The 14,757-nt window shown below is 70.2% G+C and carries 16 protein-coding genes; 2 read left to right on the top strand and 14 right to left on the bottom strand.

The window, feature by feature from the left end:
• Window positions 1–16: 16 nt before the first annotated feature.
• The 8 genes from DPA01S_RS05005 to dxr form a co-directional block, all read right to left on the bottom strand.
• The gene (locus DPA01S_RS05005; protein ID WP_061227745.1) at window positions 17–1,495 is read right to left on the bottom strand and encodes a flavin-containing monooxygenase; all 1,479 of its coding nucleotides are present in this window, start codon (window positions 1,493–1,495) and stop codon (window positions 17–19) included.
• Between the two features lie 75 nt (window positions 1,496–1,570).
• Complete coding sequence (map, locus tag DPA01S_RS05010; protein ID WP_061227746.1) at window positions 1,571–2,446, bottom strand: type I methionyl aminopeptidase; 876 nt, start codon at window positions 2,444–2,446, stop codon at window positions 1,571–1,573.
• Window positions 2,447–2,510: 64 nt separating this feature from the next.
• Complete coding sequence (locus tag DPA01S_RS16725; protein WP_156482527.1) at window positions 2,511–2,663, bottom strand: hypothetical protein; 153 nt, start codon at window positions 2,661–2,663, stop codon at window positions 2,511–2,513.
• Window positions 2,663–3,001, bottom strand: a complete 339-nt coding sequence (locus DPA01S_RS05015) for a hypothetical protein (protein WP_061227801.1) — start codon at window positions 2,999–3,001, stop codon at window positions 2,663–2,665. The genes DPA01S_RS16725 and DPA01S_RS05015 overlap by 1 nt, the downstream gene beginning before the upstream one ends.
• 351 nt (window positions 3,002–3,352) lie before the next feature.
• Window positions 3,353–4,207: a GNAT family N-acetyltransferase gene (locus DPA01S_RS05020; protein ID WP_061227747.1), complete on the bottom strand. Its 855-nt coding sequence runs from the start codon at window positions 4,205–4,207 to the stop codon at window positions 3,353–3,355.
• Window positions 4,208–4,210: 3 nt separating this feature from the next.
• Window positions 4,211–5,359 carry a flavodoxin-dependent (E)-4-hydroxy-3-methylbut-2-enyl-diphosphate synthase gene (gene ispG, locus DPA01S_RS05025; RefSeq protein ID WP_174521509.1) on the bottom strand — a complete coding sequence of 383 codons (1,149 nt, stop codon included), beginning with the start codon at window positions 5,357–5,359 and terminating at the stop codon, window positions 4,211–4,213.
• A gap of 134 nt (window positions 5,360–5,493) precedes the next feature.
• Window positions 5,494–6,714, bottom strand: coding sequence for a M50 family metallopeptidase (locus DPA01S_RS05030; RefSeq protein WP_256386794.1), 1,221 nt, complete (start codon window positions 6,712–6,714; stop codon window positions 5,494–5,496).
• Between the two features lie 3 nt (window positions 6,715–6,717).
• Complete coding sequence (gene dxr, locus DPA01S_RS05035) at window positions 6,718–7,881, bottom strand: 1-deoxy-D-xylulose-5-phosphate reductoisomerase (protein ID WP_061227749.1); 1,164 nt, start codon at window positions 7,879–7,881, stop codon at window positions 6,718–6,720.
• Between the two features lie 163 nt (window positions 7,882–8,044).
• Between dxr and DPA01S_RS05040 the strand changes: the two genes are divergently transcribed.
• On the top strand, window positions 8,045–8,419 hold the full coding sequence (locus DPA01S_RS05040; RefSeq protein ID WP_007626791.1) for a DUF2631 domain-containing protein: 375 nt from the start codon (window positions 8,045–8,047) through the stop codon (window positions 8,417–8,419).
• Window positions 8,420–8,492: 73 nt separating this feature from the next.
• On the opposite strand, the gene rlmN is transcribed toward DPA01S_RS05040, so the two are convergent.
• Entirely contained in the window at window positions 8,493–9,602 is a 1,110-nt protein-coding gene (rlmN, locus tag DPA01S_RS05045; protein WP_061227750.1) for a dual-specificity RNA methyltransferase RlmN, read from the bottom strand.
• An 84-nt stretch (window positions 9,603–9,686) separates the two neighbouring features.
• Between rlmN and DPA01S_RS16265 the strand changes: the two genes are divergently transcribed.
• Window positions 9,687–10,127, top strand: coding sequence for a LapA family protein (locus DPA01S_RS16265; RefSeq protein ID WP_082767601.1), 441 nt, complete (start codon window positions 9,687–9,689; stop codon window positions 10,125–10,127).
• 42 nt (window positions 10,128–10,169) lie between these two features.
• Here the strand turns inward: DPA01S_RS16265 and DPA01S_RS05055 are convergent, their stop codons facing one another.
• The 5 genes from DPA01S_RS05055 to rpsB all read right to left on the bottom strand — a co-directional run bounded on the left by DPA01S_RS05055 (window position 10,170) and on the right by rpsB (window position 14,590).
• Window positions 10,170–11,048, bottom strand: coding sequence for a phosphatidate cytidylyltransferase (locus DPA01S_RS05055; protein WP_061227751.1), 879 nt, complete (start codon window positions 11,046–11,048; stop codon window positions 10,170–10,172).
• 42 nt (window positions 11,049–11,090) lie between these two features.
• Window positions 11,091–11,648 (bottom strand): ribosome recycling factor, encoded by a 558-nt coding sequence (gene frr / locus DPA01S_RS05060; RefSeq protein ID WP_061227752.1) that lies wholly within the window; start codon window positions 11,646–11,648, stop codon window positions 11,091–11,093.
• Between the two features lie 63 nt (window positions 11,649–11,711).
• On the bottom strand, window positions 11,712–12,437 hold the full coding sequence (gene pyrH, locus DPA01S_RS05065) for a UMP kinase (protein WP_061227753.1): 726 nt from the start codon (window positions 12,435–12,437) through the stop codon (window positions 11,712–11,714).
• Between the two features lie 238 nt (window positions 12,438–12,675).
• A complete protein-coding gene (gene tsf, locus DPA01S_RS05070; protein ID WP_061914382.1) occupies window positions 12,676–13,500 on the bottom strand; it encodes a translation elongation factor Ts in 825 nt (274 codons plus the stop codon).
• Between the two features lie 208 nt (window positions 13,501–13,708).
• The gene (gene rpsB / locus DPA01S_RS05075; protein WP_061227755.1) at window positions 13,709–14,590 is read right to left on the bottom strand and encodes a 30S ribosomal protein S2; all 882 of its coding nucleotides are present in this window, start codon (window positions 14,588–14,590) and stop codon (window positions 13,709–13,711) included.
• Between the last annotated feature and the right edge of the window lie 167 nt (window positions 14,591–14,757).

Here is a 14,757-nt window from a genome sequence, read left to right on the forward strand (position 1 = left end):
TCCGCGGCCGGCGCGGTCAGGTGAGGACGAAGTCCTCCGGATCCACGACGCGGACCTGCTCGCGATACCGGAACGTGAACGTCGGCCACTGCAGCGAGTTCCGGCCGCGCGAGTCGATGTACCAACTCGAGCACCCGCCCTGGTTCCACACCGTGTGGGCCAGCTCGCGGTCCATGCGATCGGCGTAGGCCCGCTCCACCTCGGCCCGCACCTGGATCGTCCCGCTCCCCGACCGCTCCGCCAGGTCGACCAGGCGCAGGACGTGCCCGGCCTGCGATTCCAGCATGTACACGATCGACGAGTGCCCCAGATTCGTGTTGGGTCCGTAGAGCAGGAACAGGTTGGGGAAACCGGCGACCGTGACTCCGTTGTGGGCACGCGGGCTGCCGTCCCAGTGCTCGGCGAGCGTGCGGCCGTCGGCTCCGGTGATCACCTTCGAGATCGGCGGCTCGGTCGGCTGGAACCCGGTGCCGAAGATGATCACGTCCGCCGGGTGCTCGGTCCCGTCGTCGGCGACCGGGCCCCGGGGCGTGACCGCGGACGCCGCTCCGGGGACGAGCGACACATCGGGGCGCGTCAGCGCGGGGAGCCAGTGGCTCGTGAGCAGGACGCGCTTGCAGCCGATCGAGAAGTCCGGGGTGAGCGCTCTGCGCACGCGGCGATCCCGCACCTTGAGGAAGAGGTAGAACCGCGCGAACCACTCGAAGAAGCGCAGCAGGAACTGCGCGCGGGTGAACACGACGACATACAGTTCGCGCCCCAGATAGATCCGGCCGCGGACGAGCTTCTGCAGGAGCGGCAGTCGCCGGTACAGCCTCTTCCGGCGTTCGGAGATCGGACGGTCGAGCCGGGGCAGGATCCACCCGGGGGTCCGCTGGAACACCGTCACGTGCTCGGCGGTCCCCGCGATCTCGGGGACGAACTGCACGGCGGAGGCCCCGGTGCCCACCACCGCGACCCTCTTGCCCTCGAGTGGGATGTCGTGTCGCCACCGGGCGGAGTGGAACACCTCCCCCTCGAACGAGTCGAGTCCCGGGAGACGGGGAACCGACGGTGCGGAGAGAGCGCCCGTCGCCGCCACGAGGTGACGCGCCCGCACCTGCCCGCGACTGGTGTCGACGACCCACGTCCCCTCGGTCGCGTCCCACTTCGCCGCGGTCACCTCACACGACGTGACGAGCCGCTCACGTAGGCCTATACGGTCGGCGACCGACACCAGGTAGGAGTGGATCTCGGGCTGGCGTCCGAACGAGTGCGACCACCCGGGGTGGGCGTGACGGGACAGCGAGTACAACGCCGTCGGCACATCGCAGGCGCAGCCCGGGTACGTGTTGTCGCGCCAGGTCCCGCCGACCTCGTCGGCGGCCTCGAGGACGAGGAAGTCGCGGCCCCGCCCCTCGCGCAGGAGACGGTCGGCCATGGCGATACCGCCGAAACCGGCGCCCACCACCAACAGGTCGATCTGGTCCACGGGTCCACGGGGCGAGTCGATCATGCTGGACAGTATGCACTGTCGTGTCCACGCTCGAGGCCGCATCGGGACGACCGTCCATATCCCGGTCCGGGCGGGTCAAGAGCCGGAGGGCAGGGTGAGGATCTCATAACCGTCCTCGGTCACGACGACCGTGTGCTCGAACTGAGCGGTCCACGCCTTGTCCGCGGTCGTCACGGTCCAGTCGTCGTCCCAGACCTCGAATCCCGGGCCGCCGAGGGAGATCATCGGCTCGACGGTCAGCGTCATGCCCGGCTCGAGCACCTCGGTCCTCGACGGGTCGTCGTAGTGCAGGACGACCAGACCGTTGTGGAAGGTCGGCCCGACGCCGTGACCCGTGAACTCACGGACCACCGTGTAGTCGAACCTCCGGGCGTAGGACTCGATGACGCGACCGATGACGTTGACCTCGCGTCCGGGGCGGATGGCCTTGATCCCGCGGTTCATCGCCTCCTCGGTCCGCTCGACCAGCAGTCGCACCTCGTCGCTGACCTCGCCGGCGAGGAACGTCGCGTTCGTGTCGCCGTGCACGCCCTGGATATAGGCCGTCACGTCCACGTTCACGATGTCTCCGTCCCGGATCACCGTGGTGTCCGGGATGCCGTGGCAGATGACCTCGTTGAGCGAGACGCAGCACGACTTGGGGAACGCCTTGTACCCCAGCGTCGACGGATAGGCCCCGTGGTCACACAGGTACTCGTGGACGACCCGGTCGATCTCGTCCGTGGTCACGCCCGGCGCGACGGCCTCGCCGGCGGCGACGAGCGCGTCCGCCGCGATCCTGCTGGCCACGCGCATCGCGTCGATCACCTCGGGCGGCTGCACCCACGCCTCGCCGTTGGCCTCGTCGACGCGGTCGCGCCACACGTACTCCGGACGCGGGATCGAGTCGGGCACCGTCCGTATCGGGGTGGGATCACCGGGGACGAGGGGATGGCGGGTGGAGGTGGTCATACCACCAGGATAGGCCGCGTCGAGCCGACCGGCCCCGCCGGTGCTCACGGGCGGGGGCGGCGGGTCACCAGATGACGAAACAGATCGAGGCGATGATCACCATGGCCCCGAAGAGGCACATGGTGAGCACGTCGCCGCCCGGGGACCGGCCGGTCTCGTCGGGCTCCACCCGGTCGTCCTGCTCGGCCCCGGTGTCGGGGTTCTGTCGCGGATCCATCACATCACCCCCAACCGGCTCAACTCGGAGACCATGGCCACGCCGAGGATGACGAACACGACGCCCATGAAGGCGGTGTAGGTCCAGCGCCGGGCGTGGTCGGACGCCCAGAAACGCCGCACGCTCACCACTCCGTTGACCACGGCGATGACGCACAGCGCGATGCCGACCGGGGCCGCCACCCACCCGGACAAGCTGAGCAGCGGCACGAGGATCGGGATCGCGAGGTACGTGATGAGGCAGCGCACGGCGGACACGAGAACGGAGATCCGGAACGCCCGGTGCGCGCCCGAGCCGGCCTTCCTGTCGATCTCGTGGATACCGAGGAGGCGTCGCATGACCCGGTCGGCTCCACGCTGCGACCGGAAACCCGGATCGGTCACGGCACCGCCGACCGGCGCCCCGGTGACGGGCGCAGTCGTGACGGGCGCAGTGGTGGCGGGCGCAGTGGTGACGGGCCCAGTGGCTGGGGCGGGAACGCTCACGCGGCCCTCCCCCGCGAGGCGCCGTGTCCGGTGATCACCGTCGCTGTCCTGTCCATCGCCGTCCTACCCTCCGTGCGATTCGAGAAATCCGAGCTCACGATCCGACTTCCGGTCCACTGTCCCACAGCGCCCGACCCGGGCCGAAGCCGCGGTGGCCGCGGTACCCCGCTCGGGGTCGGGCCCGCGCGGCGGCGGCCGTGCCGATCACAGCAGGACCGTCGCGTAGTCGACGGCGTCGGTCATGCCGACGCGGCGGTAGGCGGCGCGGGCGGCGACATTGGACCCGTTCACCACGAGCGACGGCGTGAGCCCGTGGGACCGGAGCGCCGCGCACACCGCGGCCGTCCCCCCCGATCCGAGACCGGCGCCCCGCTTGTCCCGGTGGACCCATATGCCCTGGATCTGCGCGACCCGCGGGGCGAGAGCGGCGATGTCGGCCTTGAAGACCACCTCGCCCCGGTCGAGCCCGATCCAGGTCCGTCCCCGCGCCAACGAGCGGGCGACGCGACGACGGAAGGGGATCCCCGCTCCCACGGCGAACGGGTCGGCGCGCAGCTCCTCGCGATACATGGCCGCGGCGGCCGCCAGAACCGGCTCGAACTCCTCCAGGGTGGCCGGACGGATCCCGTCGGGAATCATGGCGGGATCCACCGGGCGCTCCAGCGTCATGAGGTACTGCTGGTCCCGGTACTCCCTGGCCTCCCCCCAGGCGTCACGGAGGGCCGGCCACAGGGAGGCCACCTGCTCCCGCCGACCGTGGACGGACATGGGACCGAGCCCGAGGCCGGCGACCGCGCGGCCGAGCGCGCGGTGATCGGCGTCGTCACCGCGCAGCGGCAGCACGGAGCTGCCGACGAAGACCAGCGACCGCGCGGGACCGCCGAGGGTGAGGAACCGCCCGTCCGCACCGGCCACCACGCCCGACGTCGCGAACTTCTCCGCGGCGGGCGCCGCGACCAGCGGATCGGACGCCAGCACATCGGACACGGCCCGGGACTCGCCCGGGCCGACCTCCCGGCACCCACCGATCCCGGTGTCCGGCGCAGCCGTGTCGGTCACGGCCTATCGCGTGACCTTGACCTGGGGGCCCTGGCCCTCGGCGGCCTCCCCCACCGTCTCGCCCATCTCGTCGGCGATCCGCATGGCCTCCTCGATGAGGGTCTCCACGATCGCCGCCTCCGGCACCGTCTTGATGACCTCGCCCCTGACGAAGATCTGCCCCTTGCCGTTACCCGAGGCGACACCCAGATCGGCGTCACGCGCCTCGCCCGGTCCGTTGACCACGCAACCCATCACGGCCACGCGCAGCGGAACGCTCATCCCCTCGAGGCCGGCGGTGACCTCCTCGGCGAGCTTGTACACGTCGACCTGCGCGCGACCGCAGGACGGGCACGAGACGATCTCCAGCTTCCGCGGTCGCAGGTTGAGCGACTGCAGGATCTGCGCGCCGACCTTGATCTCCTCGGCCGGCGGGGCCGAGAGGGAGACACGGATCGTGTCGCCGATGCCCTCGGCCAACAGCGCGCCGAACGCGACGGCGGACTTGATGGTGCCCTGGAACGCAGGGCCCGCCTCCGTCACGCCGAGGTGCAGCGGGTAGTCGGTCTGGGCGGCGAGCTGTCGGTACGCCTCGACCATGATCACCGGGTCGTTGTGCTTGACCGAGATCTTGATGTCACCGAACCCGTGCTCCTCGAACAGGGACGCCTCCCATACGGCGGACTCCACGAGCGCCTCGGGCGTGGCCTTGCCGTACTTGGCCAGCAGCCGCGGGTCCAGCGAGCCCGCGTTGACGCCGATACGGATCGGGATGCCCGCGTCACCGGCCGCCTTGGCGACCTCCTTGACGCGCCCGTCGAACTCCTTGATGTTGCCCGGGTTGACGCGCACCGCCGCACACCCGGCGTCGATCGCCGCGAAGATGTACTTGGGCTGGAAGTGGATGTCGGCGATCACCGGGATCGGCGACTTGCGGGCGATCGTCGACAGCGCGTCGGCGTCCTCCTGTCGCGGGCAGGCCACGCGCACGATGTCGCAGCCGGACGCCGTGAGCTCGGCGATCTGCTGCAGCGTCGAGTTGATGTCGTGCGTCTTGGTGTTGGTCATGGACTGGACCGAAACCGGGTGATCACTGCCCACGCCGACCGGGCCGACGTACAGCTGCCGGGTTCTGCGCCGCGGCGCCAGCACCGGCGGCGGTGCGTCGGGCATACCCAGTCCGACCGGGATCGAGGATGAGTCGTTCACAACAGGCCTTCCGTAGGGGCTGCGGGCCGGGTGCCCACGAGTCCCGACCGCCATTATCCGGGTAACCGGCGACGGGGGCGAGGTGGGTGTGGGTCGGCTCAGCCCGGCAGCAGGATCGGGTTGACGAAGTCGGCGGTGATGACGATCGCGGACACGCCGATCAGCAGGACGAACACCGCCATCGTCAGCGGCGCCAGCTTCTCGTAGTCGGCCGGGCCGCCGGGGGCCAGACCGCGCAGCCTCCGCACCGCGTCGCGGATCTTCTCGTAGAACACCACCGCGATGTGGCCGCCGTCGAACGGCGTCAACGGCACGAGATTGAACGCGCCGAGGAAGAGATTGAGCCCGGCCAGGAAGAGCAGGAACAGACTCCACAGCCCCTGCTCGACCGCCTGTCCGCCGATGTAGCTGGCTCCGACCACTGACACCGGCGAGTCCTCGGCCCGCTCCGCACCGAAGATCGACGCCGCGACGGCCGGGATCTTCGCCGGGAACGAGATCAGCCCCTCGACGGTCGCCTCCACCATCTCGCCGGTGAAGACGAAGGTCGCGGGCACCGCGGAGAGCGCGTCATAGGTGTTGACGGTCTGATACGCGGGGTCATCGAGGATCTCCTGCGGGATCCCGTCCTCCGAAAGCCGGACACCGAGCGCTCCCCGCTCCTGACCGTCGACGGTCGACGAGGTCAACCTCGTCGTCGTCGTCACCTCCTCCCCGTCCCGCTCCAACGCCACCGGCACGGTCTCGCCGGGGCGCGCCGACACCACCTCCGACAGGTCGGCCCAGCTCACCACGGGGACCCCGTCGACGGCGGTGATCCGGTCGCCCGGGAGGATCCCCGCCTCACCGGCGGGGCCCACGCCGATGCCACAGTCGTCCGCACCCGCGCACGTGTCACCGACCACCGCGGCGACCCGGTCGGTCGGGATCGGTTGGACGTCCCGGTTGGCCAGCCCCCACCCCAGGGCGACCGTGTAGAAGAGGGCGATCGCCAGCACGATGTTCATGAACGGCCCCGCCAGCAGCACCGCGACGCGCTTCCACCACGCCTGACGCCACATGGCCTTCGGCTCGTCCTCCGGCGGCAACCGGTCGTACGCGGTCATCCCCGCGATGTCGCAGAAGCCCCCCAGCGGGATCGCCTTGAGCCCGTACTCGATCCCGCCCCGCCGCACCGACCACAGGGTCGGGCCGAAGCCCACGAAGAACCGGCGCACCTTCATCCCCGACCACAGGGCCACCCTCATGTGCCCGTATTCGTGGAGCACGATCGACACCATGATCCCCAGCGCGAACAGGACGATCCCGACGATCAGCACGACTCAGCCCTCCAGGCCCGTGACGATGGCCGCGGCGTGCCGCCGCGCCCAGGACTCCGCCGCCGCGACGTCGTCGGGATCCCGCGGATCAGACGACCACTCGTCCGCGGCGCCGACGGTCTCCGCCACCACGTCCACGATGTCCGTGAACCGGATCCGACCGTCGAGGAACGCCGGCGCGGCCTCCTCGTTGGCCGCGTTGAACACCGCCGTGCGCAGGCCACCCGACTCGCCGGCCGCGCGGGCCACCTCGATAGCGGGGAAGGTCCCGGTGTCGACCGGCTCGAACGTCCACGTGTGCGCGCGGGTGAAATCCAGCGGCGTCGACGCACCCGGGACGCGGTCGGGCCAGCCCAGGGCCAGCGCGATCGGGAGCTTCATCGACGGCGGCGACGCCTTGGCCACCGTCGCGCCGTCGACGAAGGTCACGGCCGAGTGCACCACCGACTGCGGGTGGACCGTGACGTCGATCCGGTCGTAGGGCACCCCGAACAGCAGGTGCGCCTCGATGAGCTCGAGAGACTTGTTGACCAGCGTCGCCGAGTTGAGCGTGATCATCCGGCCCATCGCCCACGTGGGGTGGCGCAGGGCCTCCTCGGCCGTGACGTCGGCCAGCTCCGCGCGCGTCCGACCGCGGAACGGGCCACCGGACGCGGTGAGGACCAGCGAGGCCACCTCGTCGCTCGCGCCCGCACGCAGGCACTGCGCCATCGCGGAATGCTCCGAGTCCACCGGGATCAACTGCCCCGGCGCGGCCGCCCCCGTGACGAGCGCGCCCCCGGCGACGAGCGACTCCTTGTTGGCCAGAGCGAGCCGGGCGCCCGAGCGCAGGGCGGCGAGGGTCGGCCCCAGTCCCCTCGACCCGTCGATGCCGTTGAGCACCACGTCCGACTCGACCGCGTCCACCAGTCGCGTCGCCGCGGACGGGCCGGACAGGACCGTCACGTCCGGGAACGCCGAGCCGATTCGCCCTGCCGCGGTCGGGTCCGACACCGCGACGAAGCGCGCACCGGTCGTGCGGATCTGCTCCGCGAGGAGATCGACGCGGCCACCACCGGCGGCCAGACCGACCACCTCGAAGCGGTCGGCGCCGGCCTGCGAGGTCACCTCGAGTGCCTGGGTCCCGATCGAGCCGGTACTGCCGAGGACGAGAACGCGCGTGGTCACCCCGCCATTGTCCACGCCGACGGCCGTGTGTGCCGCATCGGACGACCCCCTCGGGGCCTCCCGCGGCGGGTTAGGCGTCGACCTGAGAACGCGGTGTGACAAACTGGGCACGATGTCGGCGGCCCGCAGGGCTGCCAGCGAGCCGTGAGGAGAACCGGGGAGCATGAGCGCTGACGGACACCACACCAGCAGGGAGATCGTCGTCAACGGGATCAGTTCCGTGGACGAGCCCTCGGTCGCCTGGGGCTGGCACAAGCACAGCAGGATGGTCGGCGTCGCCGTGGGCGGGTTCTTCGTCCTGTTCCTCCTGGCGATGCTCTTCGGGAACCACATCGGCCGGGTCGAGAACATCTGGCTGGTGAGCATCGCCGCGTTCCTGGCCATCTGGATGGTCATCTCGCTGCGTCCCAAGAAGGACGACACCCTCAAGAAGAGCCGGATCCACGAGGTCTCCGCTCACCACTACGCCGCGGCCAGCGCTGTCGCGACCGGCGAGGCAGCCCGGAACCCTGAGGGCGTCGCTCCCGCCAAGCACTGACGACGGGCGGACCATGACGAAGGGCCGCCATCGCTCCCCGGAGCGGTGGCGGCCCTTCTCGTCGGTGAGGCGATCAGCCCTCGGCCGCCAGCTGGCCGCACGCGGCGTCGATGTCCGACCCGCGGGTGTCGCGGACGGTGCAGGAGACGCCGGCAGCGCGCACGGCCGCGACGAAGGCGTCCTGCTGGTGGCGGGGGCTGGCGTCCCATTCGCTCCCCGGGGTCGGGTTGAGCGGGATGAGATTGACGTGCGCCATGGGTCCGAGCCGCTGCGCGAGCAGCCGACCGAGCATCTCCCCACGCCAGACCTGGTCGTTCACATCGCGGATCAGCGCGTACTCGATGGACACACGTCGACCCGTGGCGTCGGCGTAGTGGCGGGCCGCGTCCATCACCTCGGTTACCGGCCAGCGGTTGTTCACCGGCACCAGGGTGTCCCGGAGCTCGTCGTCGGGAGTGTGCAGCGACACCGCGAGGGTGACCTGGAGCCCCTCCTCGGCGAGCCGGTGGATCGCGGGGACGACCCCGACAGTCGACACGGTCACCGAGCGCTGCGAGAGCCCGAAACCGGACGGCGGGGGCGAGATGATCCCACGGACCGCGGCGAGGACGCGCTTGTAATTGGCCAGCGGCTCCCCCATCCCCATGAACACCACGTTCGACAGGCGCCCGGGTCCCCCCGGGATGTCGCCGTCCCGCAGCGCTCGTGCCGCCACGCGGACCTGCTCGAGGATCTCCGCCGTCGACAGGTTCCGCTGGAGACCACCCTGACCGGTCGCACAGAACGGGCACGCCATGCCACAGCCGGCCTGACTCGAGATACAGACCGTCGCCCGGTCCGGGTAGCGCATGAGCACGCTCTCCACCAGCGAGCCGTCGTGCAGCTTCCACAGCGTCTTGCGCGTGGTGCCCTCGTCCGCGGACACGTGACGCAGCGACGTGGTGAGCGGCGGGAAGAGTGCCTGCCCCACCCGGTCGCGTAGATCAGCCGGGAGGTCGGTCATCTCGCGCGGGTCCGCCTCGAGCCGCGCGAAGTACTGGTTCGCCAGCTGCTTCCCCCGGAACGAGGGGACCCCGAGGTCACCCATCGCCTCCGCGCGGCCGTCGGAGTCGAGGTCGGCGAAGTGCCGCGGGGGCAGCCCACGGCGGGGGGCGTCGAATACGAGGGGAAGAGGTTCAGCCATGATTCGATCATTCTGTCAGAAACGAACGCGCACGACACACCGCCAACGGTGCCGTCCGCTGGGATGAGCACATACAGTTCTGCCATGGCCACACGTTCACACGATCCCGTAGACCCTGCTCATCCGGGCGCAGGCGACGCGTCGGGCGCGATACCCGCCGGGCGATCCGATGCCGGCGACTCGGCGCCGGCCCCCCTGGACGGGGCGACCGACAGTCCACCACCGGGCCGGGGGAACGGGGACGACCCCTATCCCGACACCGCCGGCGGGCTTCTCGGATCGGCGTGGGTAGGCCTCGTCCTGGGCGCACTGGTGACGGTCCTGCTGCTGATCTTCATCGCGCAGAACACGACCTCGACCGACGTCCGCTACCTCGGCTGGGAATTCAGCCTGCCATTGGGGGTGCTGATCCTCATGGCGGCGATCGCCGGGGCACTGATCATGGCACTGTTCGCCGGGTTCCGGATCCTCCAGCTGCGGATGCGCGCACGCAAGGCCCGCAAGCTCGCGACCCGCGCGCACTGACCACGCGGGGGCGGCGGCTCCCCATGCCGTCGCCCCGGCCGGTCACGTCGGCACGACGTACGTGAAGATGACCCAGACGACGACGGCGCTGGGCAGCACGGAGTCGAGGCGGTCCATGAAACCGCCGTGGCCCGGCAGCATCGTCCCCATGTCCTTGATGCCCAGGTCCCGTTTGACCTGCGATTCGACGAGATCGCCCAGCGTCGCGGTGAACACGGTGAGGACGCCGAGAAGGATACCCTTCCAGACGCTGTCGTTGAACATCATCGCCACGACGGTCGCGCCGCCGACCGTGGCGAACAGCAACGAACCGGCGAAACCCTCCCAGGACTTCTTCGGACTGATCGCCGGGACCATCGGGTGCTTCCCGAACAGCACCCCCGCGACGTAACCGCCGACGTCCGAGCACACGACCAGCAGGATGAGCGCCACGACCCGCTGCGCCCCGAACTCGCCGTCGGACAGCATGGCGCCCAGCGAACCCGGGACGGCGATCCACGCCAGGACGAACACCGCCACCGCGGCATCCCGCAGGTAGTTCTTCGGCGCGGTGGTCAGCCCGCCCATGAGCAGTCGCCACACGAGCACCACCACAGTGGTGACGGCGAATGCGGCGAAGGCGCCCTCCGCCCCGCTGAGGAAACCCGCCCACACCGTCGCCTGCCCGCCCAGCAGGAGCGGGATCAACGGGAGCCGGAACCGTGCCTGGCGCAGCCGCTTGAACACCTCCCAGGTGCCGATCGCGACGGCTCCCGCGGCGACGATGTACCAGGCGCGCGGGGTGAAGGCGATGCTCGCGATCACCAGCGCGCCGAGGCCGACCCCGACCGGGATGGCCCGGGTCAGGTCCCGGCCGGCGCGCGACGGAGGTGCGGCGGCCGCGGCGGTGGGCCCGGGCGGTCCGGGGGGAGCGGTGTCCACGGCGTACTCCTCGACTGTGAAGGGCGGATCGGGGCCGGGAGGTCACACCTCCATCAGCTCGCCTTCCTTGACCTTGACCAGGTCGTCGACATCGGCGACGTAGCGCTGGGTGAGCTTGTCGAGTTCCTTCTCGGCGGCGGCGACCTCGTCCTCGCCGGCTTCGCCGTCCTTCTGGATGCGCTTGAGCTCGTCCATCGCCTTGCGTCGGACGCCGCGGATCGCGATCCGGCCGTCCTCGGCCTTGGCCTTGGCCTGCTTGACCAGGTCGCGACGCCGCTCCTCGGTGAGCTGCGGCACCGTCACGCGGAGGACCTGCCCGTCGTTGGTCGGGTTGACGCCGAGGTCCGAGTTGCGGATCGCGTTCTCGATCGGGCCGATCTGCGACATCTCGTACGGCTTGATGATCAGCATCCGCGGTTCGGGGACGGTGATGCTGGACATCTGGGTGATCGGGGTGAGGGTCCCGTAGTACTCGCAGAGCACGCGGTTGAACATGCCCGGGTTGGCGCGGCCGGTGCGGATGGAGGCGAGCTCATCACGGACGTGCTCGAGCGCCTTTTCCATCTTCTCCTCGGCCTCGAGCAGAGTGTCGTCGATCATGTGCGTCTCTTTTCGTTCTCGTCGGTGGCTGTGGTTCGGTCGCGGGCGGGTCGGTCGGCCGCGTCAGTCAGAGCTGCTGACCAGGGTCCCGATCTGCTCACCGGCCACTGCACGAGCGATGTTGCCCTCGGTGAGGAGGTTGAAGACCAGGATGGGCATGTTGTTGTCCATACAGAGGCTGAACGCTGTGGCGTCGGCCACCTTCAATCCGCGTTCGAGGCACTCGCGGTGCTCGATGCGGGTGAAAAGCTCGGCGCGGGGGTTCGTGCGCGGGTCGTCCGAGTACACCCCGTCGACGGCCTTGGCCATGAGCAGCACGTCGGCCTTGATCTCCAACGCGCGTTGCGCCGCGGTGGTGTCGGTCGAGAAGTAGGGCATGCCCATGCCGGCGCCGAAGATCACGACACGCCCCTTCTCCAGGTGCCGCTCGGCGCGCAGCGGGATGTACGGCTCCGCGACCTGCCCCATGTGGATGGCGGTCTGGACGCGCGTGGAGACGCCCTCCTGCTCGAGGAAGTCCTGAAGGGCGAGGCAGTTCATCACGGTGCCCAGCATCCCCATATAGTCGCTGCGGGCGCGGTCCAGGCCGCGTTGCTGCAGCTGGGCGCCGCGGAAGAAGTTGCCTCCCCCGATCACGATTGCGATCTGCGCCCCCGTGCGGGACACCTCGGCGATCTGACGGGCGACCGACTGGACCACATCCGGGTCGATACCCACGCCGCCGCCGCCGAACATCTCGCCGCCCAGCTTGAGCATCACTCGCCTGTAGCCGTCCCGCGGGTCGGTCATCGTTCTCCTCGTCCCGGGCGGATCGAGCCCGTATCGCGCGTCAACGCCCCCGACGGGGTCTCGTCGGGGTGGCGTGCGGCCCATGGTGGGACCGCGTTCATTCTGCCCTATCGCCCCTGCCTCCACACCGCAGCCCGCCGGGCGTGGGGACACCCGGGCCGACAGACGCCGACGGCGGCACCCGGGGATTCCGGGTGCCGCCGTCGCGTGGGACCCGTCGTGACGGGTCAGGGCCGCATCAGGCCTGGCCGACCTCGAAGCGCAGGAAGGCCGAGACCGTCGCGCCGGCCTCGTCGAGCAGGGCGCCGACAGTCTTCTTGCTGTCGGTGACCGACGGCTGGTCGAGGAGGCAGACGTCCTTGAAGAAGCCGTTGAGGCGTCCCTCGACGATCTTCGGGAGGGCCTGCTCCGGCTTGCCCTCCTCGCGGGCGGTGGCCTCGGCGATCTCGCGCTCCTTGGCGACGATGTCGGCGGGGACCTCGTCGCGGGAGACGTACTGGGCCTTGAGCGCGGCGATCTGCATCGCGGCGGCGCGCGCGGCGGACTCCGCGGCCTCGCCCTCACCCGAGTAGGCGACCATGACGCCGACGGCGGGCGGCAGGTCGGAGGAGCGCTTGTGCAGGTAGACGGCGACCGGGCCGTCGAGCTTGCCCACGCGGCGCAGGACCAGCTTCTCGCCGGACTTGGCGGAGAACGACACGACGGCGTCGGCGACGGTGGCACCGTCGAGCTCGGCGGCGTTGAGGGCGTCGAGGTCCGAGATGCCCTGCGAGGCGGCCACGTCGACGATCTTGTCGGCGAGCGCGATGAACTCGGCGCTCTTGGCGACGAAGTCGGTCTCGGAGTTGAGCTCGATCATGACGCCGTCCTTGATGGCGACCAGGCCCTCGGCCGTGGTGCGCTCGGCGCGCTTGCCCACGTCCTTCGCGCCCTTGATGCGCAGGACCTCGACGGCCTTGTCGAAGTCGCCGTCGGTCTCCTCCAGGGCCTTCTTGCAGTCCATCATCCCGGAGCCGGTGAGCTCACGCAGACGCTTGACGTCGGCAGCGGTGTAGTTCGCCATTGTGGGGCGACCCTCCTTAAAGGGGTTCGTGATCTGTCGGGAAAGGTGTTGAAGAGTCGGTCGGCGGGCGAGATCGTCTCCACCCTAGACGTCGGGGCGTCCGGGGACGGCTGCCCACCGCTTCCGACACCTCGGGCCCGGCCCCCGGAAGATCCCCTGGGGGATCGTGGGCGGCCGGGCCCGATGGCGCTCGAGCTGGTGGTACTGATCAGGCCTCGGTGGCCGGGGCCTCGGTGGGGACCTCGGCCGCGGGGGCCTCGGCGGCCGGCGAGTCGGTGCCCGTGACGTCCGCGGCGGGCGCCTCGGCGCCCTCGCTGGTGGCGCCACCGGTGACCTGGTCGAGCTGCTCGGTCTCCCACTCGGCGAGCGGCTCGGCCTCCTCGCCGGTGGCCTTACCGGCCTGCGAGCGGGCCTTGAGGCCCTCGGCGACGGCGGAGGCGATGACGCGGGTCAGCACGGTGACCGAGCGGATGGCGTCGTCGTTCGCCGGGATCGGATAGTCGACGACATCCGGGTCGCAGTTGGTGTCGAGCAGCGCGACGACCGGGATGCCCAGCTTGCGGGCCTCGCCGACGGCGATGTGCTCCTTGTTGGTGTCGACGACCCACACCACGGAGGGGACCTTGCTCATGTCACGCATACCGCCGAGCGTGCGCTCCAGCTTGTTCTTCTCGCGCGTGAGCATGAGGATCTCCTTCTTGGTGCGACCCTCGAATCCGCCCGTCTGCTCCATCGACTCGAGCTCCTTGAGCCGCAGGAGCCGCTGGTGCACGGTCTGGAAGTTGGTGAGCATGCCACCCAGCCAACGCTGGTTGACGTACGGCATCCCGACCTTGGCGGCTTCCTCGGCGATGGCCTCCTGGGCCTGCTTCTTGGTCCCGACGAACAGGACGGTGCCGCCGTGGGCGACGGTCTCCTTGACGAACTCGTACGCCTGGTCGATGTAGGTCAGGGTCTGCTGCAGGTCGATGATGTAGATGCCGTTGCGGTCGGTGAAGATGAACCGACGCATCTTCGGGTTCCAGCGGCGGGTCTGGTGGCCGAAATGGGCGCCTGCGTCGAGCAGCTGCTTCATGGAGATGACTGCCATGATGGGTTGAGGGCTCGTCCGGCTTGGAAGCAGCCGGACCGCGAGGCCCTCGTCCTCGCTTTCTGGTACGTATCGGGTTATGCCCACTCGCCGGGCGGCGGCGGGCCCTGGTGTCCGCGTCGGGCCGGACCCCCGGCGTGCTGGGGCACCTGCTGGTCCGACGTCCG

The organism is Dietzia papillomatosis NBRC 105045 (assembly GCF_001570845.1).
GTDB lineage: Bacteria > Actinomycetota > Actinomycetes > Mycobacteriales > Mycobacteriaceae > Dietzia > Dietzia cinnamea.

Coding starts and splice junctions, on each gene's coding strand:
- DPA01S_RS05005 (WP_061227745.1), bottom strand. CDS start 1,495: ATGATCGACTCGCCCCGTGGACCCGTGGACCAGATCGACCTGTTGGTG.
- map (WP_061227746.1), bottom strand. CDS start 2,446: ATGACCACCTCCACCCGCCATCCCCTCGTCCCCGGTGATCCCACCCCG.
- DPA01S_RS16725 (WP_156482527.1), bottom strand. CDS start 2,663: ATGGATCCGCGACAGAACCCCGACACCGGGGCCGAGCAGGACGACCGG.
- DPA01S_RS05015 (WP_061227801.1), bottom strand. CDS start 3,001: ATGCGACGCCTCCTCGGTATCCACGAGATCGACAGGAAGGCCGGCTCG.
- ispG (WP_174521509.1), bottom strand. CDS start 5,359: ATGCCCGACGCACCGCCGCCGGTGCTGGCGCCGCGGCGCAGAACCCGG.
- DPA01S_RS05040 (WP_007626791.1), top strand. CDS start 8,045: ATGAGCGCTGACGGACACCACACCAGCAGGGAGATCGTCGTCAACGGG.
- rlmN (WP_061227750.1), bottom strand. CDS start 9,602: ATGGCTGAACCTCTTCCCCTCGTATTCGACGCCCCCCGCCGTGGGCTG.
- DPA01S_RS16265 (WP_082767601.1), top strand. CDS start 9,687: ATGGCCACACGTTCACACGATCCCGTAGACCCTGCTCATCCGGGCGCA.
- frr (WP_061227752.1), bottom strand. CDS start 11,648: ATGATCGACGACACTCTGCTCGAGGCCGAGGAGAAGATGGAAAAGGCG.
- pyrH (WP_061227753.1), bottom strand. CDS start 12,437: ATGACCGACCCGCGGGACGGCTACAGGCGAGTGATGCTCAAGCTGGGC.
- tsf (WP_061914382.1), bottom strand. CDS start 13,500: ATGGCGAACTACACCGCTGCCGACGTCAAGCGTCTGCGTGAGCTCACC.
- rpsB (WP_061227755.1), bottom strand. CDS start 14,590: ATGGCAGTCATCTCCATGAAGCAGCTGCTCGACGCAGGCGCCCATTTC.